Source organism: Hydrogenophaga sp., from assembly GCF_031426985.1.
Lineage (GTDB): Bacteria > Pseudomonadota > Gammaproteobacteria > Burkholderiales > Burkholderiaceae_C > Hydrogenophaga.
On the sequence record NZ_JASJOY010000091.1, the window covers coordinates 1 to 21,339 of the forward strand.

Consider the following 21,339-nt stretch of genomic DNA (forward strand, 5'->3'; position numbering starts at 1 on the left):
CCAGACCGGCAGCGGCAAGACCGCCGCCTTCCTGCTGCCCGTGCTGCACACCCTGCTGCAACAGCAGGCCGCTGCCGCCGAAGAAGAACGCCTGGCGTTCGAGCAGGCCACCGCCGACGCACTGGCCAATGGCGAGCCGGCTCCCAAGCGCACCAAGCGCAAGGACCCGACCAACCCGCGCCACTTCAAGGCCGCCACGCCCGGCGCCCTGGTGCTGTGCCCGACGCGCGAACTGGCCCAGCAGGTGGCGCACGACGCCATCGAGCTGGTGCGCCACTGCCGCGGCCTGCGCATCGCCAACGTGGTGGGCGGCATGCCCTACCAGGTGCAGATCGCCAAGCTGCAGAACGCCGACCTCGTGGTCGCCACCCCCGGCCGTCTGCTGGACCTGCAGCGCTCGCAGCAGCTCAAGCTCGACCAGGTGCGCTTCCTGGTGGTGGACGAAGCCGACCGCATGCTGGACCTGGGCTTCTCGGACGACCTGGCCGAAGTCAACGACCTGACCGCCCAGCGCCAGCAGACCATGATGTTCAGTGCCACGTTCGCGCCGCGCATCCAGCAACTGGCCATGCGCGTGATGCACGACGGTGGCAAGCACGTGCAGAAGGTGCAGATCGACACCCCGCAAGAGCAGCACGCCAACATCAAGCAGGTGCTGTTCTGGGCCGACAACGCCGACCACAAGCGCAAGCTGCTGGACCACTGGCTGCGCGACACCACGATCGACCAGGCCGTGGTGTTCTGCAGCACGCAGGTCGAATGCGACGGTCTGGCGACTGACCTGCAGCAGGCTGGCTTTGCCGCCGTGGCGCTGCACGGTGCCCTGAGCCAGGGCATTCGCAACCGCCGCCTGATGGCACTGCGTGGTGGTCAGGTGCAGTTCCTGGTGGCCACCGACGTCGCCGCTCGCGGCATCGACGTGCCCACCATCACCCACGTCTTCAACTTCGGCCTGCCGATGAAGGCCGAGGACTACACCCACCGCATCGGCCGCACCGGCCGTGCCGGTCGCGACGGTCTGGCCGTCACGCTGGCCGAGTTCCGCGACCGCCGCAAGATCTTCGACATCGAAGCCTTCACGCACCAGCGCATTGCCGTGGAAACCGTGGCCGGCCTGGAGCCGCGCCAGCGCCCGCCGCAAGCCGAGCCGTTTGGTCGCGGTGGCCGTCCGGCCGGCCGTGGTGGCAACGACCGCTTCGGCGGTGACCGCCGTGGCGCGCCGGCACCGCGCGGCCCGCGTTTCGAAGGCCGTGGCGACGCGCCGCGCTTCGAAGGCCGTGGTGAACCCCGTTTCGAGCAGCCTCGGTTCGAGCAGCCGCGTGGCGACGCGCGTTTCGACAACCGTGGGGACACCCGCTTTGATCCGCGCGGTGACAACCGTGGTGACCAGCGCCCGGCCGCCGGTCGTGGTGGTTTCGGTGACCGTCCCCAGGGCCGCCCGGCGCCGCGCGCCAATGCTGGCTTCTCCAGCTTCGGCCGCACCGACAAGGGTGCTGACCGTGGTGGCGACCGTTTTGCCGATCGTGGCGGTGACCGCTTCGCCGACCGCGGCAGCTTCGACCGCGGCGCTCCGCGCGGCGACGCACCACAGCGTCGTTCGGAAGGCGCTCCGTCGCGTCCGATGGCCCGCCGCACGCCGCGCTGATCGGTTGATCTCGCCATGAAAAAAGCCGCTGTGAACACAGCGGCTTTTTTGTTTTTTGGTGGAGACGAGGAGGATCGAACTCCCGACCTTCGCATTGCGAACGCGACGCTCTCCCAGCTGAGCTACGTCCCCACGTGGGCGGATTCTAGCGCCGTGCAGCGTTTCAGCACATGCCGTTGCGGCTGGCCAGTTCCATGAACAGGGCCGAGTGGTCGAGGTCCGACAGGCCGTGCTCGGCCGCTTCGGCGTAGAGCTTTTCAAACAAGGTGGTGATGGGCGCGTCAAAGCCGATCTCGCCGGCCGTGGCCACGGCGTTGCGCATGTCCTTGAGCTGCACCGTGATGGCCGCACGTTTGGCGAAGTCGCGGTCCACCATGCGCTGGCCGTGCACCTGCAGGATGCGGCTGTCGGCGAAGCCGCCGGTGATGGCCTGCCGGACCTTGCCCATGTCGGCGCCGCCGCGTTCGCACAGCAGCAGGGCCTCGGCCACCGCGCCGATGGTGATGCCCACAATCATCTGGTTGGCAAGTTTGGCCAGTTGGCCGGCGCCGGTGGGGCCGACGAGGGTGGCGCGGCCGAGCACCGCAAAAGCCGATTGCGCGCGTTCGAAGTCGGCCGGTTTGCCGCCGGCCATGATGGCCAGCGTGCCCGCTTCGGCGCCCACGGTGCCGCCGGAGACCGGGGCGTCCAGGTGCTGCACGCCCATGGCGGCCAGCCGCGCGGCGTGGTCGCGCGCCTGGCGTGGCTGGATGGAGGACATGTCCACCACCAGGGTGCCGGCGCGCAGGCCGCTGGTGGTGCCTTGCTGGAACAGCACGTCTTCGACCGCGCGGCCGTCTTCGAGCAGGGTGATCACGAGATCGGCCGCGGCGGCGGCCTGCGCGGGCGTGTCGTGCACCTGCGCGCCGAAGGGCTGCAGGCGCTCGGCCTTGGCTCGCGAGCGGTTCCAGGCGTGGACGGTGAAACCCGCTTCGCACAGGCGGCGGGCCATGGGGTGGCCCATCATGCCGATGCCGAGCACGGCGAGGATGGGGCGTGGGGTGGTGAGGGTCACGGCAACAAACGGCGTCTGGGGTGAGGGGCGGTCAGTGTAGGGCGGGGGCAGCCTTGCTGCCGGGTGGTGTTCAGCTGGCTGCAAGCTGCAGAAAAAAGCGGACGCCAGGCTTGCGGCCCGGCGTCCGCGCAAAGTGGTTCAACGAACCACGGAGTTGTCGGTTGCGGCGACCCCGCCCAGTTGTTCGGCCAAGTGGGCGCTGGCCTGCTCGCTGTGTCGGCGCATCAGCGCCTCGGCGCGCTCGGCGTCGCCTTGCGCCACGGCCAGTGCGATCGCCTCGTGTTCGTCCCACACCGGCTCGCGCAGGGCCGAGCTCTGCAGCGCCTCACCCATGGCGCGGCGGATATGCTGCCAGTGCAGCAGCGCGCTCTGCTCGATCAGCGGGTTGCCGGCCGCCTGGTACAGCGCGCTGTGGAAGGCGAGGTCGGCGTCGATCATGGCCTTGACGTCGCCGCGTGCCACGGCATCGCGTCCACGGCTGAACAGCGCCGGATCCAGCCGCGTGCGGCGCTCGGCGGCGCGGCGCACGGCCAGGGTGTCCAGCGCGCCGCGCACCTCGTACACCTGGACCAGCCAGCGTGGGTCCAGCGGCGTGACCTGCAGGCCGCGGCCCGGGGCGTCCTGCACGAAGCCGTCTTTCTTGAGCAGGCGCAGCGCCTGCATCACCGGCTGGCGCGAGACGGCCAGTTGTTCGGCCAGTTCTTCCTGGGTGATGCGCTGGCCGGGCGCCAGCGAACCTTCGCTGATGGCGTCGAGCAGCGCACGGTAGACCTGGTCGGCCAGGTCGGGCGCGGTGGTCAGCTGCAGCAGTTGGGCGGTCATGGGTGGGCTCTCTGTACTCTGTATACAGAATACATCAAATCGGCGGCTGTGTCAGCGGATCGGGGTGTCGCGCCCGCCGCCGGGTCGCCAAAACCCGCGTGACACAATGTTTTGCATGAACGCCACCACCTCTTTCGACCCGGCCTGGCTGGACACCCAGTACAACAACCGCGCGCTGGTGCCCGAACACGGGGCGATCCTCGAACGCTGGGCCCGCGATTCGGCCGCGGCGCGGCAGCGCCTGGGCGGGCTGGTCGATGTGGCCTACGGTCATGGCCCGGGCGAGACGCTGGACATCTTTCCGGCGCCGCCCCGCCCCGACACAGCGCCGGCCCCGGTGCTGGTGTTCATCCACGGCGGCTACTGGCGCGCCCTGGACAAGTCCGACCACAGCTTCATCGCCGCGCCGTTCGTGAAAAAGGGCGCCTGCGTGGTGGTGCCCAACTACGCGCTGTGCCCGGCGGTGACCGTGCCGGACATCGTGCTGCAGATGGTGCAGGCCCTGGCCTGGGTCTACCGCCACATCGCGGTGCACGGCGGTGACCCACAACGCATCACGCTGGTGGGGCATTCGGCCGGTGGGCACCTGGCGGCCCTGTTGCTCAACTGTGCGTGGCAGCAGGTGGCTCCGGACCTGCCGCCCGATCTGGTCAAGGACGCGCTGTCCATCTCCGGCCTGTACGACCTGGAGCCGCTGCGCCACGCGCCGTTCATCCGCGACGCCCTGGGGCTGACGCCGGCCGACGCGCTCAAGGCCAGCCCCGCCGGCATGCCCGCGCCCGATGTGGGCGAGGGGCGCGGGGTGCTGGTGTCGGTGGTGGGAGGGGACGAGAGCGACGAGTTCCGCCGCCAGAACCGCCTGATCCGCCAGGCCTGGGGCGACGAGGCGGTGCCGGTGTGCGAAGAGATGCCGGGGCGCAACCACTTCAGCGTGGTCGACGCCCTGGTCGAGCCGCGGCACCGGCTGCACCGGCTGGCGCTGCAGATGCTGGACATTTAGCCCACCCCTGCGCCGCGCTGCGCGCGTCACCCCCTCAAGGGGGGCGATGCGAGTGGCCCGGCAGAGCCGGTTCCACCGCATCCCTGAAAAGGACACGCGCTCAGGCCAGGTTGATATACGAGGGGGAGTTGTTCCAGGGCACCGCGGAACCGGCTTTGCCGGGCCGCCAGTGCCGCCCCTTGGGGGGTGACGCCGCAGGCGGCGCGGGGGGTTACATAAACAGGTGCTCGCCGGCGTTCTCGCCGCCGAGGATCACGTAGTTCACTTTCTTCAGATCGGCCAGCTGGGTGCCGCCGGCGTAGCTGATCGAGCTTTGCACGTCTTCCTGCATCTCGCGCAGCGTGTCGGCCAGTTTGCCTTTGACGGGTTCGAGGATGCGCTTGCCTTCGACGTGCTTGTACTCGCCCTTGTTGAAGTCGCTGGCCGAGCCGTAGTACTCCTTGTAGAGCTTGCCGTCGACCTCGACCGTCTGGCCCGGTGATTCTTCGTGGCCCGCGAACAGCGAGCCGATCATCACCATGGTCGCGCCGAAGCGCACGCTCTTGGCGATGTCGCCGTGGTGGCGGATGCCGCCGTCCGCGATGATGGGCTTGGTCGCCACGCGCGCGCACCACTTCAGCGCCGACAGCTGCCAGCCGCCGGTGCCAAAGCCGGTCTTGAGCTTGGTGATGCAGACCTTGCCCGGGCCCACGCCCACCTTGGTCGCGTCCGCGCCCCAATTTTCCAGGTCGATCACGGCCTCGGGCGTGGCCACGTTGCCGGCGATCACGAAGGCCTGCGGCAGCTTTTTCTTGATGTGCTCAATCATCAGGCGCACGCTTTCGGCGTGGCCGTGCGCGATGTCGATGGTGATGTAGTCGGCGCCCACGCCGTCGGCGGCCAGGCGGTCGATCACGTCGTAGTCCGGCGCCTTCACGCCCGAGCTGATGGAGACGAACAGGCCCTTCTCGCGCATGCGCTTCGCGTAGGCCACGTTGTCCAAGTCGAAGCGGTGCATCACGTAGAAGTAGCCGTTGGCGGCCAGCCACTCGCTGATGGACTCGTCCAGCACCGTCTTCATATTGGCGGGCACCACCGGCAGCTTGAAGCGCCGGCCGCCGAATGTGATGGAGGGGTCGCACTCGCTGCGGCTTTCCACGCGGCATTTGCGCGGCAGCAGCAGGATGTTGTCGTAGTCGAAGATTTCCATGTGGGCCTTTCAGTCACCCCCGCATTGCACGGCGGGGTGGGTTGATGAAAAGGCGCTTGGAACTGGCCGGCGCTTGATTCCGGAGCCGGAAAAAAGAAACCGGGCGCAATTGCTTGGGCCCGGTGATTGATTCTAGGCCGATGCCACCCGCCGTGGGGGTGTCTGGGGCCATATGATGGCTATACGTCGGGCCATATGGCGGGCCGCTTCCTACAATCCCCGGATGCTGTTTGAAGACCCCACCCCGTTGATCGCCGGCCTGAACCCCGAGCAGGCCGCCGCCGTCACCCTGCCACCCGAGCACGCGCTCATCCTGGCTGGGGCCGGTTCGGGCAAAACCCGGGTGCTCACCACCCGCATCGCCTGGCTGCTGCAGAGCGGGCAGGTGGGGCCGGGCGGCATCATGGCCGTGACCTTCACCAACAAGGCGGCCAAGGAGATGATGACGCGGCTCTCGGCCATGTTGCCGGTCAATGTGCGCGGCATGTGGATCGGCACCTTCCACGGCCTGTGCAACCGGCTGCTGCGCGCCCACTACAAGGCGGCCAACCTGCCGCAGACCTTCCAGATCCTGGACACGCAGGACCAGCTCTCGGCCATCAAGCGCCTGTGCAAGCAGCACAACGTCGACGACGAGCGCTTTCCGCCCAAGCAGCTGCAGTACTTCATCAGCGGCTGCAAGGAAGACGGCCAGCGCCCGCGCGACGTGGTGGTGCGCGACGACGAGACGCGCCGCAAGGTCGAGATCTACCAGCTGTACGAAGAGCAGTGCCAGCGCGAAGGCGTGGTCGATTTCGGCGAGCTGATGCTGCGCAGCTACGAGGTGCTGCGCGACAACGACCCGATCCGCGTGCACTACCAGCGGCGCTTCCGTCACATCCTGATCGACGAGTTCCAGGACACCAACCGCCTGCAGTACGCCTGGATCAAGATGTTCTCGTCGCCCCCCATCGAAGGGCTGCCGGTGCCCGGCAACGCGGTGTTTGCGGTGGGCGACGACGACCAGAGCATCTACGCCTTCCGCGGTGCGCGTGTGGGCAACATGACCGACTTCGTGCGCGAGTTCCAGGTGCAGCACCAGATCAAGCTGGAGCAGAACTACCGCAGCGCCAGCAACATCCTCAACACCGCCAACGAACTCATCGGCCACAACAGCCGCCGCCTGGGCAAGAACCTGCGCACCGATGCGGGCGCGGGCGAACCGGTGCGGGTGTCCGAATCGGTGAGCGATTTCGCCGAGGCGCAGTGGATGGTGGACGAGATGAAACAGCTCGAACGCGAAGGCATGGCGCGCAGCGAGATGGCCGTGCTCTACCGCAGCAACGCGCAAAGCCGCGTGGTCGAAACCGCCCTGTTCAACGCCGGCATGCCTTACCGCGTCTACGGCGGACTGCGCTTTTTCGAGCGCGCCGAAATCAAGCACGCGCTGGCCTACCTGCGCCTGCTGGAGAACGCGCACGACGACACCAGCTTCCTGCGCGTGGTGAACTTCCCGCCGCGCGGCATCGGTGCGCGCAGCGTGGAGCAGCTGCAGGACGTGGCGCGGGCCAGCGGCTGTTCGCTGCACGACGCCGTGAGCGGCGTGACCGGCCGGGCCGGCGCGGCCATCGGCAACTTCGTCGCGCTGCTGGACGTGCTGCGCGAGCGCACCCAGGGCATGACCCTGAAAGAGATCATCGAGCTGGTGCTGGACAAGAGCGGCCTGATCGAACACTTCCGCGCCGAACGCGAGGGTGAAGACCGGGTGGAGAACCTGGAGGAGCTGGTCAACGCGGCCGAGAGCTTCGTGATGCAGGAAGGTTTCGGCCGCGAGGCCGTGGCGCTGCCGGTGGACGAGCACGGTGCCGGCCTGACGCAAAGCCCCGTGAGCCAGGGGCTGGATCCGAACGCACCGGTGCTGGACGAGGCCATCCCTCCGCTGACCCCCGACGCCGAAACCGGCGAGACCCTCAGCCCGCTGGTGGCCTTTCTCACGCACGCCGCGCTGGAGTCGGGCGACAACCAGGCCCAGGCCGGCCAGGACGCGGTGCAGCTGATGACGGTGCACGCCGCCAAGGGGCTGGAATTCAACTGCGTGTTCATCACCGGGCTGGAAGAGGGCCTGTTCCCGCACGAGAACGCGATGAGCGACCGCGACGGGCTGGAGGAAGAACGCCGCCTGATGTACGTGGCCATCACCCGCGCGCGCCAGCGCCTGTACCTCAGCCATTCGCAGACGCGCATGCTGCACGGCCAGACCCGCTACAACATGCGCAGCCGTTTCTTCGACGAGCTGCCCGAGGCCTGCCTGAAATGGCTCACGCCCCAGCAGCCGGCCTGGGGTGGCGGCGGGAGCGCGGGCGGCGGCGGTGCGCCCTGGGGCGCCAGCCGGGGCAGTGCCTATGGTGGTGGCGCAGCGCGCGGCGCCCAGCCGGGCTGGTCGCCGGGCTTCCTGTCCACCGGCAGCGGCAGCCCGCCGCCCAAGGCGGCCGAGCCCGACCGCGGCATCGGCATCCGCACCGGGCAGAAGGTCTTCCACACCAAGTTCGGCGAAGGCAAGGTGCTGGCGCTCGAAGGCGCGGGCACCGATGCGCGGGCGCAGGTGAGCTTCAGCCGCCACGGCGTGAAGTGGCTGGCGCTGAGCGTGGCCAAGCTCACGCCGGTGGACGACTGAGCGACATCCCACGCAAAAAAACCACCGGTGCTGACGCACCGGTGGTTGTGAAACAGTTGCTCAGCCTCTGATCGCTCACGCGAACTGCGCAACCTTGGAGATCAAGGGAGAAAAAGCGGCCCCGCGGCATGCGGGGCCGTCTGTGCACGATCAGAAGTCGTGGCGCACGCCGACGGCGAAGATCTTGGTGTCCGCGCTCTTCACGCCAGCCGCATTCTCTTCAGAGACCTTGCTGTAGCCGCCGTACAGGCTGGTGCGCTTGGACAGGGCGTACTTGGCTCCCAGACCAAAGCCCGACGATTCGTTGGCCTTGGCGCCGCTGATTTTGGTTTCGCTCGAAGCGTAGCCGGCAGACACCTTGACGGCACCAAAGGGCACTTCCACGCCCAGGTTGTATTCGGTGTCTTTGCCGTTGGCGGCTGCGTCGGCCTTGCGGGTGCTGTAGCCGCCGGACAGGGCGAAGGAGCCGAAGTCGTACGAGGCGGCCAGCTGGGTGTATTCCTGCTTGGTCTTCTCGTCCTGGAAGCCCAGTGCCACGTTCAGGCCACCGTCCTTGTAGCCCAGCATCAGGCTGGTGACGGTGTCATCGGCACCAGCGGTCTGCTCGAAGGCGTGCGAGAAAGAACCGTACACACCACCGAAGCTGGGGCTGTCGTAACGGACCATGCCGTTGGCGCGGCTGCTGTAGTCCGAGTTCTTCGTCTTGGGGTCGCTGCTGGTCTTGAGGACGGCACCGGTGGGGGTGAAACCGTTGGAGTCGAACACGTTGAACTTGTTCGACACGGCGCGTGCGTCGTCGAACGAGGTGGTCATGCGACCCAGGCGCACGGCACCGAAGCCACCGGACAGGCCGACGCTGGTCTCACCCTTGAACGAAGGGGTTTGCAGATCACCGGTGTCGAGGTTGATGCGCTGTTCGAGCTTGAACGTGGCCTTGAGGCCGCCGCCCAGGTCTTCGACGCCCATGAAGCCCAGGCGCGGGGTGGTCAGGCCGACGTCGCCGCCCGAGAACAGTTTGGTGTCGCTGCCGCCAACGATCTTGTCGATGCTGCCGACGGACGCGTCCACGCGGCCATACACGGTGACGGAGGATTGGGCCATCGTGGCGCCGGAAGCGGCCAGAACGGCCAGAGCAATGAGGCTCTTTTTCATGGATTTTCCTTGTGGAGATTGTTGGAACGGTGGGGGCTGGCGCCCCGCCTGATGCCGCTGGCAAGCAGGTGCCTGTATTTCACCGGCGGGGCATAACAGTTCTGTGACAGTGTTTCCGCTTCGCTACAGTTTCGGAAGCAGCAACCGCTGTCACAGCGGTTTCATCAAGGCCTGCCAGCGTTGAGCAGGCGGGTCCAGCCAGCGCCGTCGTTGTCGTTCACGACCCAGACGTCACCCTGGAAAACGACCATGCCTTCGGCTTTTTCATGCAGCCATTCGAAGTCGCGGCGCAGGTCCTTCACCAGGGTCTTCTTCAGCACCGCGCCGTCCACCACGTCGGCCGCGGACACGCTGTAGATGCGCTTGACCTCGGCGTGGATCGCCTTGGCCTCGCCGCCGCCCTTGTCGCGTTCGAGCAGCAGCAGGCGGCCGTCGGGGGTGAGCTGGATCTCGGACAGCCCCATCCAGTAGGTCTTGGCATCCCGGCTGTGCTGTTCCAGCGGGTACAGCGCGCTGGTCCAGGTCATGGTCGGCAGGTGCAGCTTGAGGATGGCCGCCTGCGGTTTGCTCAGGTCGTAGCCGCGCTGCACCGCCATGTAGAGCGTCTGGCCGTCGGCGCTGGCGGCCACGCCTTCGTAGCCGGTGCTGGTCTTGGCGCTGGCGAACCGGGCCTGCACGTCGGCGGGCAGTTTCACGCGCTGCTGCACCACGCCGGCGGCGTTGACCTTGATGAGGGTGTTGTCCGCCACCGTTTTGCCTTCGGACACGACCCAGAAACCGTCGGCCACGCGCGCGATGCCTTCGGGGTCCAGCTGCACAGGCTGGCCGTCGGCTTCCGTCAGCATCGTCACCTGGTCGATCACCACCCGGCCCTGCGCGGCGTCGGCCATGTTCAGCCGCCAGATGCGCGACTGGGCAAACGCGTTGTCGGGCACGGCGTAGAGGTGGATGCCGTCGGTGCTCAGGCCCGAGAGGGCGCCCCAGGGCAGGGCCGCATCGCGCGCCACGATCTGCGGATCGCCGGCCGGCGCGCCGCGGGCGTGGAAGCGGTAGAAGTTGAGCGAGCCCTCGACCTCGTTGGCGCTCACCACCAGTTGCTGGCCATCGGCCCGGCGCGTGACGGTGGTGATGCCCTCGGGCGACAGGCCGGTGGGCAGCAGCTGCACGAAGCGCGGCCGCTTCGGGGCGCTCACCTCGTACACGTCCAGGAAGGAGCCGCGCTCCGATCCGGCGAACAGGTAGGGCTGGCCGCCGAAGCGGCCGGTGGTGACGCCCTCGACCTCCACCCCCTTGGATGCAGATCGCTTGTCGGGGTAATGGCCGAACTGCAGCGCGTGGCGTTCGGTCTGGTCGCCGCTGTCGAACACCACCTCGCCTCGTGTGTTCATCAGCGTGAAGCCGCGGCCGCCCGGCAGCGTGCCGTCCGGGCCCTTCTTGCCGTCGCCTTCGTTGGCCAGCGCGAACACCGCGTTCGACACCCAGGTCACCGCATCGGGTTCGCGCCGGCCGGTGAAGCTGTCTTTGAATGCGATCTCCTTGTCTTTGCGCAGGTCGGCGTTGCCGTTGCGCACCACGGTGCCGGCCGACAGCACGCGCAGCAGACGGGCCTGGCGCGGCGGGCGCAGGTCGATCAGCGCGATGGCGTTGTTTTCCTGCAGCGTCACGGCGGCGGTGCGGCCGTCGGGCGAGATCGCAACGAACTCGGGTTGCAGGTCCCGGGGGTAGACCGCGCCGGGCAGGGCCTGGAGCGCGTCCAGCAGTTCGATGGATTGCAGGCCTGTACTGGCGCCGCCGTACAGGTCCTGCAGGCCCACCACGTCGATGCGGCCGGGGCGCCGGCCGTCCAGCGTGGCGTCGCCCTCGGCATCGGTTTCTTCGTCTTCGATGGCGACGATGGCGCGCAGCGTCTGGCCGTGGCCGGCCAGGGCCAGCGAGTCGGGGCCGATGCCGACCAGGATGTCCTTGACGTGCTGGACCGCGCGCGGGTCGCGGATGTCGTAGACCCGCAGGAAACCGCGGCGTGGGTTGGCCACGTCGTCGCCCATGCGCAGGGCCAGCACGGCGTAACGCCCGTCGGGGCTGATGGCCACCGAGGTGGGCTCGCCGACGCCGCCGATGCGCACGTCCACGCGCGGCAGCGGCAGCGGCCGGGCCGGGTCGGTGATGTCCACCAGGCCCAGCGCGCCGGCGTCGGCGCTGGTGTAGAGCAGGGTCAGGCCGTCGGGCGTGGCGGTCACGATCTCGGCCACGCCATCCACCGGCAGGTGGTGGACCAGGGCGAACGGGCCGCGAGGTGCAGCCGTCGGTTGGGCCGGGGCGGGTGAGGGCAGGGTGAAGCTGGCGACCAGGGCGGCCGCCAGCGTGCAGAGGCGCAGGGTGTTCATGGGGGTGGCAAAAGTGGACACGGGCGCGCGCAGCGTATGGCGCGCATGTGTCGTTGCCGTGACGGCGCCGGGGTGCAGCGCTTCGGGGTGGCGTTCAGGCCCGTTGGCCAAGCCAGTCGCGCACCTGTTGGGCCAACCAATGCGGGTCGTCCAGCGGCAGGTCGTGGCCGGCGTGCGGGTGTTCGCGCAGCGGGGCCTGCCACGCCCGCGCCAGGGCGTGTGAACAGCGCGGGTCCACCAGCCGGTCGCCCGCGCCGGCCAGCAACAGCAAGGGCACGGCCGGGGCCTGCGCCGGTGCCCGGTAGCGCGCGGCGGCCAGCAGCTGGCGCAGGGCGTTGGCGCCGCGCACAGGGTGTTGTCGGCGCGCGCTCACCCAGGTGGCGATCACATCCTCGTCCACCGTGCGTTGCCGGCTGGTCATCTGCCAGACCAGGCGCTCGGCCGCGTCGGGCGTGGGGCGGCCCAGCGCCAGCCGCAGCACGCGCGGCCAGTTGGACACTTGCAGGCGGTGGTGCAGGGGGCTGAAAGGCCGCAGGCTGGTGTTGACCAGCACGGCCCCGGCCAGTTCGTGCGGCGCGGTGTGTGCCCACTGCGCGGCCACCATGGCGCCCAGCGAGAGGGCCAGCACCTGCACCGGCGTGGCGATGTCGCGCTGTGCGATCTGTGCGCGCACGTCGGCCACCAGGGCGTCCACGGTGGCGGGGCTGCGTTCGGCGTGGCGCGCGCCGTTGCCTGGCAGGTCCAGCAGGTGCAGCTGCGCGCCGGGCAGCGTTTGCTGGAACACGCTGGGGAAGCTGCCCCAGTGCGCCGCTTCGCGCGTGAGTCCGCGCAGCAGCACCCAGGTGGGTGCCGGGGATGGGAGGGGCGCCGGGTTCATGTCGGGAACCACTGCGCCAGGGCCTGCGCGTGGTGCTGTGCGCGGTCGTCGGACGGCGGGCGCCAACGCTCGTGGCTGCTCGCTGCGCGCGCCAGAAAGTCCAGCAGCGCCAGGTGCCGCCGCAGCACGCGCTGCTGCCGGTGACCGATCTGCGGGTTGAAGATGCCTTTGCGCGAGAACAGCTGGCGCGGGTTCTTCTTGACCCACAGCCACGAGCCCATCTCCAGCGTCAGCGGCAGGAAGGTGCGCCCGGTGTTCTCGCAGGCCTGCAGGTAGAGGTGGTCCCACAGGTCGCCGTGCGCCAGGTACTGCGCGCTCTGCGGTTCGATGATGTAGGGGTGGTGGCTGTGCGACTGATCGAAGAGGGTCTTGAGCACCTGCACCTCGGCCAGGTGCGGCATGGGCTCGCGCGTGTGGGCAAAGGGAAACCACAGCCGGTCGCTGATGCCAAAGCCCGAGTGGCAGTCCAGCGCGATGCTGAACGGCCGGCCCAGCAGTTCGGCCTGCACCAGCTCGCACAGCGCCTGGCTCTCGGCCTCCAGCGGATCGCCCAGGCGGCCGCGGTACCAGGGCAGACCGGCGCTCAGCCGCTGGCCGCCCAGCAGGTAGGGCACGCGCTCGCGGGCGTCGATCGGTGCGTTGCGCATCAGGTCCACGCCGCGCGGGTTGGCGCGCGTGGCGGCCCACATGCCGCCGGGGTTGACGATGGGCATGAACACCAGGCGCACCTGTTCGAGCAGGCGGTGCAGGCCGGTGTCCCAGGCCAGCCGGGTGACGATGTTCTGCAGGAAGGCGATGACCACCTCGGCCCCGATGCGTTCGAGCCCGTGCACGCCGCCGAAGTAGCCCACGGCGGGCAGTGCGGGGTCCGGGTTGCCGAGGGTGATGGCGTGCACCGGAAAACTGGGCCCGCCGGGCACGTGGATGCGGCGCATCTCCCGCGCCTGCAGGTGGGGGTGGCCGCGCTCGATGAGCTGTTCGAGCCAATGCAGCTCGGGCAGCGGTGGGGGGCCAGGGGGAGGGGTCATCGCGGGCGACACGGGACTGTCACAGCAGGCCCTTAAGGTCGGGGGTCATCTCACCGGACGGGACACCACCCATGAAGCTGTCACCCCTGGCGCACCATCGCCCACGTTCCGCACACCGCCGGCTGGTGCAGGCCGGTGTGCTGGTGTGTGGCGTGGTGGCGGGCTTGCTGGAGTTCTGGGCCCTGCAGCGCCGGCGGCTGGTGGGGCGCGATCATGCCGGCGTGAACGGGCCGTAAACGCCGCTTCAGACCTTGGCCGCCGGGGCGGCAGCAGCAGCGGCAGCGGCCGGCGCGGCCTTGGCGGGCACGGCGGCGGCCCGGGCCTTGTCGCCCTCGCGCATCGCTTCGACCTGCACCGACAGGTCCAGCAAACGAACCTTGGAGCTGTAGTAACGGTCCAGGCGCCATTCCTTGAGCACATCCAGCGCGAGCTCGAAGCTGTCGTAGTCGAGCTGGTAGAGCTGGTGCAGCGTGAACGGGGTTTCCGACTCCAGCGCCACGACCAGTGTCGACAGCGCCTGCGCGGCCGGGGACTCGGGCTTTTTTTCGATCAGCTTTCGGGCTTGTTTCAGGGCTCGCATGGCGTGGCTCTTTCTCTCAACGGTTTTTGGAACGGGCGCCATGCAAACGATGGATGTACATGGCATGGACCGAGCATATCGGAGCACCCTCCGGATTCCGTGACAGAACCATGGCAGTTGAATGACGTTGCGCTGACGGGGTGGGTCGCCGCCTCGCCAGCGCCGTTGCACCGGTCATCAGACCCCCCAGGCCGCGGCCAGCAGTGCACCGCTGAGGCTCCCGAAGGCGAGGCCCGCCAGCACGTCCAGCGGGAAGTGCGCGCCGGCGTACACGCGTGCCCAGCCGGTGGCCGCCACCGTCAGCGCCATGCCCGCGAGCGCGGGGTCGCCGGCCGGCAGCTGCAGCGCCATGAAGCCCAGCACCGCGCCCATGACGGTGGCGTGGGTGCTGGGGAACCCGCCGCGCGCGCTGTGGCGCAGGTGGTTGGGGCTCAGGCCCCGCATGAAGGGGCGGCTGGCGCACCAGCGGCGCGCCAGCCGCTTGCTGGCGAGTTGCACCAGTGCCGCCACCGCCAGGCATTGCGCCAGCACCCACAGGCCTGCGGACCCGTCGTGCAGCAGCGCCGCCGACGCCATCAGGGCCAGCAGCGGCACCCAGCTCCAGCGGCCCAGCGCGCAGGCCAGCGCCAGCGTGCGCGGGTGGGCCGCGTGTCCACCGCCCACCCAGGCGAACAGGCGCAGGTCCAGGGCCTGCCAGATGGACAAGGTCGGCGCTGTGACGGTCGCTTGCGCAGCGGGGCGGAGGTTCATGGCCATGGGGTGTCGGCGTGGAAAACGCCCAGCTTCGCCACACGTTGTGAGAGGGTCATGACGTTCGCGTGAAACTGCCGTGACATCCCTCAGTCCAGCCCAAAAAAAGAGCGACCCGCAGGTCGCTCCGAGCCCCGAGAACGGGGTGTTCCCTCCGCCGTGACGGATCAGGCTCCCACCACGCCGCCGTCCTTCTTGGTGATCACGATGGTGGCCGAGCGCGGGCGCTGGCCGGCGCCGTAGCCGGCGTTGGCGGGCCAGCGGCTTTCGAACCTGGACGGGTCGTTCACATCGGCCATCTTGGTGTTCTCACCCGGGTGCTGGATGTTGATGAACAGCGCGCGGCCGTCGGGCGTTTCGGTGATGCCGGTGATCTCGGCGCCCTTGGGGCCGACCAGGAAGCGCTTGAAGCTGGCGCTGGTCTGCGCCTTGCCCACGTGGGTGCGCACCTGCTTTTCGCCGTAGGTCAGGGTCTTCTCGCCACCGTCGCCCAGGCGGCCGGGCAGGGCGGCCAGCAGCATGCAGTTGGTCTTGTCGGTGAAGGCGCCGTCGTCGGTCTCGATCCAGCAGATGCCGCTGGCCTTGCTGAACACCAGGCCGTCGGGCGAGGACAGGTCGTTCTCTTCGGTCAGGCCCGAGAGGTTGACGCTGCCGCGGTCGGCACCGGCTTCGGATGCGAACAGGTAGATGTCCCAACGGAAGCTGCTGTCGTGCGGCTGTTTTTCGGCCAGGCGGACGATGTGGCCGTTGACGTTGCCCTTCTGTTCCTTGCTGCCTTTCAGGTCGGTGTAGACGCGCGGGTTGGCGCTGTCGGTGGTCTCGACGGTGCGCTTGCTGTTGTTGGTCAGGGTGATGTAGACCTCGCCGTTCTTCGGGTTCACGCCGGCCCACTCAGGGCGGTCCATCCGGGTGGCGCCCACCGCGTCGGCGGCCAGGCGGGTGAAGACGGCCACGTCGGCAGCGGTCTTGAACTCGAAGTACGAACTGTTGGCGATGACCGGGTTGTCCAGGGACAGTTCCAGCCACTGGCCGCTGCCGTCTTCCTTGAAGCGCGCCACGTACAGCGTGCCCTGGTCCAGGTACTTGTCACCGGCGGCCAGGCGGTTGGCGGCGCTGGCGTCGGCCGCGTCCCACTTCGCGTTGGACACGAACTTGTAGATGTACTCGCCACGCGCGTCGTCGCCCATGTAAGCCACCACCGGCTGACCGGCCACCGCGCGGGCGAAGGTGATGTTCTCGTGGCCCATGCGGCCCAGGCTGGTGCGCTTGCGCAGCACGGCCTTGTGATCGTACGGGTCGAGTTCGACCACATAGCCGAAGGTGTTCATCTCGTTGCGGTAGTCGTCTTTGGCGCTGGCGCCGATGGCGCTGTTGTTCCAGCGTGCGTACTGGTCGGCGGCGCCGGCGCTTTCCCAGCCGTGGCGGCTGGCTTCGCCGGCCTTGCGGCCGTAGCGCTTGAGGCCTTGCACCTGCTTGTCCTTCTTGCGCGCGTCGTCGTCCTTGGCGTCGCGGAAGAAGTAGCCGAACCAGTTCTCTTCGCCCGACACATAGGTGCCCCAGGGCGTGCGGCCGGCGCCGCAGTTGTTCAGCGTGCCGCGGGCCTTGGTGCCGGTGGCGTCGTACTGGGTCACCAGGTGCTCGCTGCCGCGGGCGGCGCCGTGGATGGCGGCTTCGGTGATGGTGGTCACGCGGCGGTTGAAGGCCGAGCCGGGCTTGTAGGCCCATTGCTTTCCGTCGCTCTGCAGTTCGACCACGCTCAGGCCGTGGATCATCAGTTCCTTGTCCACCTCGGCGGCTGGTCGCGGCAGCGTGGCGGTGCCGCCATTGGCGTGGATGAAGAAGGACGACAGCTTTTCGTCGGTGGTGGCCTCGTGGTTCATCGCGATCAGGCCGCGCAGTGAAGCCGTGGCCGAGGGCTGGCCCTGGGCGTCCAGGCCGAACCACTCCATGCCGTCGTGGTGGTCGCCGGCGCGGTTGGCAAAGTCGGTGTCGGTGCCGTCGTTCTTGAAGGCGGGCGTGCCGGCGGTCAGCGGGTCGCCCAGCGCGTAGACGATCTGCGCGGTGTAGCCCTCGGGCACCACCACGGCGTCGGCCAGGCTCTTGGCCACCGGGTTGAAGCCCAGTTGCGACGCGGCCGCGGGCAGCGAGGCCCCTGCCGTGGCGCAACCGCTCAGGCCGGTGGCGGCCAGCGTGCCCACGCTGGCCGCGCCCACGGCGCCGCGCAGCAGGCCGCGGCGGCTCAGGCGCGCGTCCAGCACCTGCGCGATGCTGGGGTTGGCGGTGGGGTTGGAGTCTTCGATGTTGAAGTCGGTGGTGGGGACGGGGGCGTGGGTCATGGGGTGCGATCTCTGAAAGTGTTGGGAGACGCGCGCAGTGTCGGCATCGCAGATGACGGGCCTGTGACGAAGTGGTGACGTTTGTGTGGTGCTCGCGCCGCGCACCTTTGCCATGTGTTTGGCATCAAAACGTCATCGCTGTTTCACATGGTGTTCTTACGCTCTGGCGGCTTGAAACCTCCTCTTTCTGCCCACAAGGAAACACACATGACGCACCTGATCGACAGCGAAGACCTGCCCACCAATCTCAGCCACAACGAACACTTCCAGAGCGTGGTGCAACGCGCGGTGAGCCGTCGCGGCTTTCTGCTCAAGACCGGTGTGGGTGCTGCTGCCGTGGCGTTCCTTTCCGCCGGCCTCACGGGCTGCGGCGGTGGTGACGACGCCCCCGCCAGCGGTGGGTCGAGCGATGCCGAATTACTGGGCTTCACCGGCATTGCCATCTCCACCGACGACGCCGTGAGCGTGGCGCCGGGTTACACCGCCACCGTGTTCGCGCCCTGGGGCACGCCGCTGTTCTCCAGCGGTGCGGGATCGACCTGGGCTGGCGATGCCAGTGAAGACGCGGCGGCCCAGGCCCGCCAGATGGGCGACAACCACGACGGCATCCACTACTTCGCCATCAGCGGCAGCAGCGAAGAGGGTTTGCTGGTGATGAACCACGAGTACACCAACACCCAGTACCTGTTCAACGCTGACGGCGGCGCCGTCAACAGCCTGGACGACGCCAACAAGGACCTCAACGCCCACGGCGTGAGCGTGGTGCACATCAAGCGCACCGCCGGTGTGTGGGCCATCGTGACCGATTCCAGCTACAACCGCCGCATCACCGGCAACACGCTGATGCAGCTGACCGGCCCTGCTGCCGGCGATGCCCTGCTGCAGACCACTGCCGACCCCACCGGCACCGCCGTGTTCGGCACGCTCAACAACTGCGGCAACGGCTGGACGCCCTGGGGCACCTACCTCACCTGCGAAGAGAACTTCAACCAGTACTTCGGCACCACCAACACCGCCAGCCCCGGTGCCCTGCGCAACACCAACCAGACCCGCTATGGCCTGGACAACAACGGTACGTCGCGCAAGTACGAAGAATATTTCGACCGCTTCGACTGGCAGAAGGAACCCAACGAAGCCAACCGCTTCGGCTGGATCGTCGAGATCGATCCGTTCGACCCGACCTCCACTCCCAAGAAGCGCACCGCCCTGGGCCGCATCAAGCATGAGAACGCGGCCTATGCCATCGCCGCCGACGGGCGCGTGGTGATTTACATGGGGGACGACCAGGCCAACGACTACATCTACAAGTTCGTCAGCACCGGCACCTACGTTGAAGGCAACCTCGTCAACAACCGCAACCTGCTCGACAGCGGCACGCTGTATGTGGCCAAGTTCGCCGCCGGCACCGCCAGCGGCGACATGATGGGCACCGGCGAGTGGTTGCCCATGACCACCAGCAACCCGGCCCTGTCTGCCTATGCCTCGCAGGCGGAGATTCTGGTCAACACCCGTCTGGCCGCCGACATGCTGGGCGCCACGCCGATGGACCGCCCGGAATGGGTGAGCGTGCATCCGCAGACCCAGGAGGTGTACGTCACGTTGACCAACAACTCCGGTCGTGCGCTGGCCAATGTCGACGACGCCAACCCGCGCGCGGCCAACCGCTACGGCCAGATCGTGCGCTGGCGCGAGGCGGGTGGCAACCCGACGGCACTGACCTTCGAGTGGGACCTGTTCGTGCTGGCCGGCAACCCGACCGTGTACAGCGCAACGGATGCCGACCCGCAAACGGCCTTGAAAGCCGGTTCGTCCAACGTCACCGTCGACAACACTTTCAACAGTCCCGATGGCCTGGGCTTTGACGCCACCGGTCGCCTGTGGATCCAGACCGACGGTTCGTACAGCAACACGGGCGACTACGCCGGTCAGGGCAACAACCAGATGCTCTGCGCCGACCCCACCACCAAGGAGATCCGTCGCTTCTTCGTCGGCCCCAAGGAATGCGAGGTGACGGGCCTGACCTTCACGCCGGACAGCAAGACCCTGTTCATCAACATCCAGCACCCGGGTGAAGGCGGCAACAGCCACTGGCCGCAAGGCGGCACCGCACTGCCGCGCTCGGCCACGGTCATCATCACCAAGGACGACGGTGGCGTGATCGGCAGCTGATGGCCGAGGCGGGGCGCCCGCCATGAAAAAGAGCCCGCACCGGCGTTCCGGTGCGGGCTCGTTTTCTGTGGGGCGTGCTCAGCGCACCGGCATCGTCATCGCCGGGTGCATCTGGCCGGCCTGGTCGTGCATGTAGCCCTTGCCGTCCTTCACGCCCTTGCGGCCGGCAATCTCCCAGGCCGTGCGCTGGCCGACCAGGCGGGCGAGGAACTCCAGCTCCTCGTCGGTGTGGTTGATGGCGTTGGCCGGGCGGATGAAGCGGCCGTTGCGCGCCGCCGGCTCGCCCCAGAAGCTCTGGTGGTAGCTCGATGTGGACACCAGGCGGTCCGGGCCACAGGTCACGTCCACCGTGCCGTAGCAGTTGCAGAAATAGCTGCGACCGCCCTGGTCGTCCATCACCTCGGTGTAGACGCCGGTGCCGCGGATACCCGCCGTCAGCGTGGGCGTGCTGATGCTGCGGTGGCCGCCGCGGCCGAACACGCTGACCACCGCGCCCGTGAGCAGGCGCAGCAGGCTCACCGCGTTGAGCGTGGCGCCGCGCTCGACGCTCAGGCGCGAGTTCTGCCGCACATGGAAGGCCGCGTTGCCGATGACGAACACCAGGCGCGAGCCGGGTCCGGTCTGGATCTGGTCGCCGGTCTGCACCGTCTGCTGCGGCAGCATGCGCCGGCCGTTGAGCAGGATGTCGCCCACGAACTCCACCACGTTGCTGCGTTGTTGCGCCTGGGCCGTGCCCCAGCCGCCCAGTGCCAGCCAGGCGCCCGCCGCGGCGACGGCTTCGCGCCGCTGGAACCAGGTGACTTCGGCCTCGCTGCGGCCTTGCAGGGTGTGCGGGGTCATGCGCTGTCTCCGGTGGTGGTGTGGGGGGACGCTTCCTCGTCCAGGAAGCTGTCGCGGAAGGTGAACCAGATCGAGGTGTGGAACATGGCGGCCATCAGCAGCACCAGCGGGTACAGCACCACCTGCATGGCCGTGGCGCTGCCCAGCAGGCTGGCCAGCAGGCTCAGCACCAGGCCCACCGCAGCGAACACCGCGACCCAGCCGGCCATGAACACCAGCATGGCGCCCTTGTTGGCCCAGCAGGCCAGCAGGCTGAAGAACAGGCTCTTGACCGGGTTGACGCCGTGCCAGTGCACCAGCGCCGGCGCGTGCCAGAAGGCCGCCAGCACCGGCAGGTAGAGCAGCAGCATCAACCAGACCTCGCCACCCGAGAAGGCGGCGCGCACCGCCTCGGGTGTGACTTCGCCATCGTTCAGGGCCGGCGCGGCCTCGCCGCCGCCGGCCAGCAGCGCCGCCAGCAGCATGAGCAGCAGGATCGTCCCCGCGTACCCAGCGCCCAGCGCCAGCATGGCCTTGCTGCGCTGGGGCCCTTCGCGAAAGGCGGTCACCAGCGTCAGCGGCATGGGGAAGCGCCCGGCGTCGGCCTCGCGGCTGGCCGCCATCAGGCCCAGCGTGGCGGCGGGCACCAGCACCAGCGCCAGCGCGGGGCCGATCAGCGGCACCGCCGACAGCACCGACACCGTGCCCATGAACATGAAGAACAGCCCACCCAGGGCCAGGGGCTGGCGCAGGAAGGTGCGCACACCCAGGCGCACCCAGGCCAGGCCGGTGCGGGCGGGAACGATGTGGAGTTTCATGTCAGTGCCGCCCGGCCGCCCGAAGGCAATGACGCGCCCCCTCGGGGGGCAGCGAACGAAGAG

17 protein-coding genes and 1 tRNA gene are annotated in these 21,339 nt (G+C 68.6%); 5 read left to right on the forward strand and 13 right to left on the reverse strand.

All coding sequences use genetic code 11. The annotated features are described in order from the left end of the window. Nucleotides 1-1,645 (forward strand): DEAD/DEAH box helicase (locus RMP09_RS11600; protein ID WP_310566124.1); only part of this gene is annotated, 1,645 nt, incomplete at its 5' end. 56 nt (nt 1,646-1,701) lie between these two features. Here the strand turns inward: RMP09_RS11600 and RMP09_RS11605 are convergent. The 3 genes from RMP09_RS11605 to RMP09_RS11615 all read right to left on the reverse strand — a co-directional run bounded on the left by RMP09_RS11605 (nt 1,702) and on the right by RMP09_RS11615 (nt 3,521). Next, a tRNA-Ala gene (locus tag RMP09_RS11605) sits at nt 1,702-1,777 on the reverse strand. A 31-nt stretch (nt 1,778-1,808) separates the two neighbouring features. Continuing rightward, nucleotides 1,809-2,699 (reverse strand): NAD(P)-dependent oxidoreductase, encoded by an 891-nt coding sequence (locus RMP09_RS11610; protein ID WP_310566125.1) that lies wholly within the window; start codon nt 2,697-2,699, stop codon nt 1,809-1,811. A 138-nt stretch (nt 2,700-2,837) separates the two neighbouring features. After that, entirely contained in the window at nt 2,838-3,521 is a 684-nt protein-coding gene (locus RMP09_RS11615; protein WP_310566126.1) for a GntR family transcriptional regulator, read from the reverse strand. Between the two features lie 115 nt (nt 3,522-3,636). Here RMP09_RS11615 and RMP09_RS11620 point away from each other — a divergent pair, with 115 nt between their 5' ends. Next, complete coding sequence (locus RMP09_RS11620; RefSeq protein ID WP_310566127.1) at nt 3,637-4,521, forward strand: alpha/beta hydrolase; 885 nt, start codon at nt 3,637-3,639, stop codon at nt 4,519-4,521. Nucleotides 4,522-4,732: 211 nt separating this feature from the next. On the opposite strand, the gene RMP09_RS11625 is transcribed toward RMP09_RS11620, so the two are convergent. Further along, entirely contained in the window at nt 4,733-5,710 is a 978-nt protein-coding gene (locus RMP09_RS11625) for a GMP reductase (protein ID WP_310566128.1), read from the reverse strand. A gap of 223 nt (nt 5,711-5,933) precedes the next feature. Here RMP09_RS11625 and RMP09_RS11630 point away from each other — a divergent pair, with 223 nt between their 5' ends. Further along, nucleotides 5,934-8,363: a UvrD-helicase domain-containing protein gene (locus tag RMP09_RS11630; protein ID WP_310566129.1), complete on the forward strand. Its 2,430-nt coding sequence runs from the start codon at nt 5,934-5,936 to the stop codon at nt 8,361-8,363. Between the two features lie 150 nt (nt 8,364-8,513). Here the strand turns inward: RMP09_RS11630 and RMP09_RS11635 are convergent, their stop codons facing one another. The 4 genes from RMP09_RS11635 to RMP09_RS11650 all read right to left on the reverse strand — a co-directional run bounded on the left by RMP09_RS11635 (nt 8,514) and on the right by RMP09_RS11650 (nt 13,804). Then, complete coding sequence (locus RMP09_RS11635) at nt 8,514-9,515, reverse strand: porin (RefSeq protein ID WP_310566130.1); 1,002 nt, start codon at nt 9,513-9,515, stop codon at nt 8,514-8,516. 164 nt (nt 9,516-9,679) lie between these two features. Continuing rightward, on the reverse strand, nt 9,680-11,899 hold the full coding sequence (locus RMP09_RS11640; protein ID WP_310566131.1) for an esterase-like activity of phytase family protein: 2,220 nt from the start codon (nt 11,897-11,899) through the stop codon (nt 9,680-9,682). A gap of 94 nt (nt 11,900-11,993) precedes the next feature. Continuing rightward, nucleotides 11,994-12,776: an alpha/beta hydrolase gene (locus tag RMP09_RS11645; RefSeq protein WP_310566132.1), complete on the reverse strand. Its 783-nt coding sequence runs from the start codon at nt 12,774-12,776 to the stop codon at nt 11,994-11,996. Continuing rightward, nucleotides 12,773-13,804: a M14 family zinc carboxypeptidase gene (locus RMP09_RS11650; RefSeq protein ID WP_310566133.1), complete on the reverse strand. Its 1,032-nt coding sequence runs from the start codon at nt 13,802-13,804 to the stop codon at nt 12,773-12,775. The genes RMP09_RS11645 and RMP09_RS11650 overlap by 4 nt, the downstream gene beginning before the upstream one ends. 71 nt (nt 13,805-13,875) lie before the next feature. Here RMP09_RS11650 and RMP09_RS11655 point away from each other — a divergent pair, with 71 nt between their 5' ends. Then, nucleotides 13,876-14,040 carry a hypothetical protein gene (locus tag RMP09_RS11655; protein WP_310566134.1) on the forward strand — a complete coding sequence of 55 codons (165 nt, stop codon included), beginning with the start codon at nt 13,876-13,878 and terminating at the stop codon, nt 14,038-14,040. 8 nt (nt 14,041-14,048) lie between these two features. On the opposite strand, the gene RMP09_RS11660 is transcribed toward RMP09_RS11655, so the two are convergent. The 3 genes from RMP09_RS11660 to RMP09_RS11670 form a co-directional block, all read right to left on the reverse strand. Next, entirely contained in the window at nt 14,049-14,384 is a 336-nt protein-coding gene (locus tag RMP09_RS11660) for a hypothetical protein (RefSeq protein ID WP_310566135.1), read from the reverse strand. 177 nt (nt 14,385-14,561) lie between these two features. Beyond that, nucleotides 14,562-15,134, reverse strand: coding sequence for a phosphatase PAP2 family protein (locus tag RMP09_RS11665; protein ID WP_310566136.1), 573 nt, complete (start codon nt 15,132-15,134; stop codon nt 14,562-14,564). 167 nt (nt 15,135-15,301) lie between these two features. After that, entirely contained in the window at nt 15,302-17,470 is a 2,169-nt protein-coding gene (locus RMP09_RS11670) for a PhoX family phosphatase (protein WP_310566137.1), read from the reverse strand. A gap of 207 nt (nt 17,471-17,677) precedes the next feature. Here RMP09_RS11670 and RMP09_RS11675 point away from each other — a divergent pair, with 207 nt between their 5' ends. Beyond that, nucleotides 17,678-19,639, forward strand: a complete 1,962-nt coding sequence (locus RMP09_RS11675; protein ID WP_310566138.1) for a PhoX family phosphatase — start codon at nt 17,678-17,680, stop codon at nt 19,637-19,639. 78 nt (nt 19,640-19,717) lie between these two features. Here RMP09_RS11675 and RMP09_RS11680 read toward each other — a convergent pair whose 3' ends face one another. Continuing rightward, nucleotides 19,718-20,479, reverse strand: coding sequence for an iron dicitrate transport regulator FecR (locus RMP09_RS11680; RefSeq protein WP_310566139.1), 762 nt, complete (start codon nt 20,477-20,479; stop codon nt 19,718-19,720). Beyond that, nucleotides 20,476-21,276 carry a BPSS1780 family membrane protein gene (locus tag RMP09_RS11685; protein WP_310566140.1) on the reverse strand — a complete coding sequence of 267 codons (801 nt, stop codon included), beginning with the start codon at nt 21,274-21,276 and terminating at the stop codon, nt 20,476-20,478. The genes RMP09_RS11680 and RMP09_RS11685 overlap by 4 nt, the downstream gene beginning before the upstream one ends. Nucleotides 21,277-21,339 lie beyond the last annotated feature (63 nt).

Excerpts from the sequence above, each read along its gene's own strand:
- RMP09_RS11615 (WP_310566126.1), bottom strand. The coding sequence starts at position 3,521 with ATGACCGCCCAACTGCTGCAGCTGACCACCGCGCCCGACCTGGCCGAC.
- RMP09_RS11620 (WP_310566127.1), top strand. The coding sequence starts at position 3,637 with ATGAACGCCACCACCTCTTTCGACCCGGCCTGGCTGGACACCCAGTAC.
- RMP09_RS11625 (WP_310566128.1), bottom strand. The coding sequence starts at position 5,710 with ATGGAAATCTTCGACTACGACAACATCCTGCTGCTGCCGCGCAAATGC.
- RMP09_RS11630 (WP_310566129.1), top strand. The coding sequence starts at position 5,934 with ATGCTGTTTGAAGACCCCACCCCGTTGATCGCCGGCCTGAACCCCGAG.
- RMP09_RS11635 (WP_310566130.1), bottom strand. The coding sequence starts at position 9,515 with ATGAAAAAGAGCCTCATTGCTCTGGCCGTTCTGGCCGCTTCCGGCGCC.
- RMP09_RS11640 (WP_310566131.1), bottom strand. The coding sequence starts at position 11,899 with ATGAACACCCTGCGCCTCTGCACGCTGGCGGCCGCCCTGGTCGCCAGC.
- RMP09_RS11645 (WP_310566132.1), bottom strand. The coding sequence starts at position 12,776 with ATGAACCCGGCGCCCCTCCCATCCCCGGCACCCACCTGGGTGCTGCTG.
- RMP09_RS11650 (WP_310566133.1), bottom strand. The coding sequence starts at position 13,804 with ATGACCCCTCCCCCTGGCCCCCCACCGCTGCCCGAGCTGCATTGGCTC.
- RMP09_RS11655 (WP_310566134.1), top strand. The coding sequence starts at position 13,876 with ATGAAGCTGTCACCCCTGGCGCACCATCGCCCACGTTCCGCACACCGC.
- RMP09_RS11660 (WP_310566135.1), bottom strand. The coding sequence starts at position 14,384 with ATGCGAGCCCTGAAACAAGCCCGAAAGCTGATCGAAAAAAAGCCCGAG.
- RMP09_RS11665 (WP_310566136.1), bottom strand. The coding sequence starts at position 15,134 with ATGAACCTCCGCCCCGCTGCGCAAGCGACCGTCACAGCGCCGACCTTG.
- RMP09_RS11670 (WP_310566137.1), bottom strand. The coding sequence starts at position 17,470 with ATGACCCACGCCCCCGTCCCCACCACCGACTTCAACATCGAAGACTCC.
- RMP09_RS11675 (WP_310566138.1), top strand. The coding sequence starts at position 17,678 with ATGACGCACCTGATCGACAGCGAAGACCTGCCCACCAATCTCAGCCAC.
- RMP09_RS11680 (WP_310566139.1), bottom strand. The coding sequence starts at position 20,479 with ATGACCCCGCACACCCTGCAAGGCCGCAGCGAGGCCGAAGTCACCTGG.
- RMP09_RS11685 (WP_310566140.1), bottom strand. The coding sequence starts at position 21,276 with ATGAAACTCCACATCGTTCCCGCCCGCACCGGCCTGGCCTGGGTGCGC.